We start from the raw sequence: 2,698 nt of genomic DNA on the forward strand, positions 1-2,698 counted from the left end.
CAGCGAGTCCCAACGCAGGAAGTTCTCTTCAACCAGCTGCTGCACGTGCTTCGGAGCCGAACCGCCGGCGCCGGTTTCGAACAGGCCACCGCCGTTCATCAGCGGCACGATCGACAGCATCTTGGCGCTTGTGCCCAGTTCCATGATCGGGAACAGGTCGGTCAGGTAGTCGCGCAGCACGTTGCCGGTCACCGAGATGGTGTCCTTGCCTTCGCGGATGCGGGCCAGGGAGAACTTGATGGCATCGACCGGTGCCAGGATGCGGATGTCCAGGCCGGTGGTGTCGTGATCTTTCAGGTACTTCTGCACCTTCTCGATCATGACGCCGTCGTGGGCGCGGGCCGGGTCCAGCCAGAACACCGCCGGGGTGTTGCTCAGGCGGGCACGGTTGACGGCCAGCTTGACCCAGTCCTGGATCGGTGCGTCCTTGGTCTGGCACATGCGGAAGATGTCACCGGCTTCAACGTTTTGCTCCAGTACCACGTTGCCCTTGCCATCGACCACGCGCACGACGCCATCGGTGTTGATCTGGAAGGTTTTGTCGTGGGAGCCGTACTCTTCGGCCTTTTGCGCCATCAGGCCAACGTTCGGCACGCTACCCATGGTGGTCGGGTCGAAGGCACCGTTGGCCTTGCAGTCTTCGATGGTGGCCTGGTAAATGCCGGCGTAGCAGCGGTCCGGGATCACGGCCTTGGCGTCTTGCAGTTCGCCTGCGGTGTTCCACATCTTGCCCGAGTCACGGATCATGGCCGGCATCGAGGCGTCGACGATCACGTCGCTCGGCACGTGCAGGTTGGTGATGCCTTTGTCGGAGTTGACCATGGCCAGGGCCGGGCGCTCGGCGTAAAGGGCCTGGATGTCGGCTTCGATCTCGGCCTGCTTGTCGGCTGGCAGGTCCTTGATACGGGCGTACAGGTCGCCGATACCGTTGTTGGCGTTGAAGCCTACTTCGGCCAGGGCAGCGGCGTGCTTGGTCAGCACGTCGTTGTAGAATTCTTCGACGATGACGCCGAACATGATCGGGTCGGAGACCTTCATCATGGTGGCTTTCAGGTGCACGGACAGCAGCACGCCGGCGGCCTTGGCATCGGCGATCTGCTCGGCGATGAAGGCTTTCAGGGCCTTGCGGCTCATGGTGGCGCAGTCGATGACTTCGGCGGCTTTGACGGCGGTCTTTTCTTTCAGCACGGTGGTGCTGCCGTCTTTGCCGACCAGCTCGATGCGCAGGCTGTCGTCAGCTTCGATCAGTGCGGCTTTTTCGCTGCCGTAGAAGTCGCCCTGGGTCATGTGGGCAACGTGCGACTTGGAGTCAGCGGCCCAGGCGCCCATCTTGTGCGGGTGCTTGCGGGCGTAGTTCTTGACCGACAGCGGAGCGCGGCGGTCGGAATTGCCTTCGCGCAGGACCGGGTTCACGGCGCTGCCCTTGACCTTGTCGTAGCGGGCCTTGACGTCGCGCTCGGTGTCGTTGGCGGGGGCGTCCGGGTAATCCGGCAGCTTGTAGCCCTGTTGCTGCAGTTCCTTGATGGCGGCCTTCAGCTGCGGCATGGACGCGCTGATGTTGGGCAGCTTGATGATGTTGGCTTCAGGCTGGACGGCCAGGGCGCCGAGTTCGGCCAGGGCGTCGCCCAGTTTCTGGCTGTCTTCCAGGTAGTCGGGGAACACGGCGATGATGCGGCCGGCGAGCGAGATGTCGCGGGTTTCGACCGTGATGCCGGCGGGTTTGGCGAAGGCCTGGACGATGGGCAGCAGCGAACGGGTTGCGAGCGCCGGCGCTTCGTCGGTGAGGGTATAGATAATCTTCGGAGTAAGAGACATGATCCTTGAATCTGTTCGGCAGGCGCTAGGCGCAAACCCGAACATGCTATGCGGCGCGAGGCCGGTAGATGTTGTCGAGAGTGGGTTCGTCTGGGCAGGCGCGCTGGCCGCGATCGCCTGTCCAACATGGCCGGCGCCCGCCCTTTTTTGTCTGGTTGGCCGGGTGGGGGCCGGTGATACCGGCCGGCTCCTGGTCCGCCTCCAGGGAGGTGCGACTGCCACGAACCTTACATTGTAATACCGTGCTACCCCTGGCGCGCAGCAAAACCCGCCGATTTGACCGGCGCATGCGCATATGCGGGGGTAAATTAAACGGGGACACATTAAATCGGGCGATCCCGCGCCGGCAGGGCGGGGCGCGGGCGGGCCGCGGCGGCCGTTTGACAAAGCGCGGCGGTTGGAGGAAGCTACGCCCCATGCATTTCCGCGCCGTTCGCATTTCGCTGATTATTACCATCATTCCTGGAATGGTGGGTTAGCGCGCGACCGCAATGTCATAGCCACCTGCCCCACGAGGCGGGTTTTTTGTGGCCGCCTCTGCCGGGCAAGCACACCGAAGCAGAGAGCCAGATGCACCACACCCCGCAAGCCCCGCAAGCCCAACCGCAGGCCGCCGCATTCCAGGACGGCAAGGCCTCGCCGATGGAATACCTGAGGCAGATCCTGACCGCCCGGATCTACGACATCGCCCGCGAAACCGAGCTGGATCCCGCCCGCGGCCTGTCGGCCAGGCTGGGCAACCCGGTGTTCTTCAAGCGCGAAGACAACCAGCCGGTGTTTTCATTCAAGGTGCGGGGCGCCTACAACAAGATGCGCAATACGCCGCAGGCGGCGCTGGACCGGGGCGTGATCACGGCGTCGGCCGGCAATCACGCGCAGGGCG

The 2,698-nt window shown here is 63.8% G+C and carries 2 protein-coding genes; one reads left to right on the forward strand and one right to left on the reverse strand.

Going from position 1 to position 2,698, the window contains the following annotated elements; genetic code table 11:
• Window positions 1–1,815: NADP-dependent isocitrate dehydrogenase (locus tag VNT00_RS00005; RefSeq protein WP_325583227.1), on the reverse strand; the 1,815-nt coding region annotated here is incomplete at its 3' end.
• Between the two features lie 642 nt (window positions 1,816–2,457).
• Here VNT00_RS00005 and VNT00_RS00010 point away from each other — a divergent pair.
• Window positions 2,458–2,698, forward strand: a 241-nt coding sequence (locus VNT00_RS00010) for a pyridoxal-phosphate dependent enzyme (protein WP_325583228.1), incomplete at its 3' end; no start/stop codon positions are given.

The sequence above is a fragment of the Eoetvoesiella sp. genome (genome assembly GCF_035555955.1).
In the GTDB taxonomy this organism is placed as follows: Bacteria; Pseudomonadota; Gammaproteobacteria; order Burkholderiales; family Burkholderiaceae_B; genus Eoetvoesia.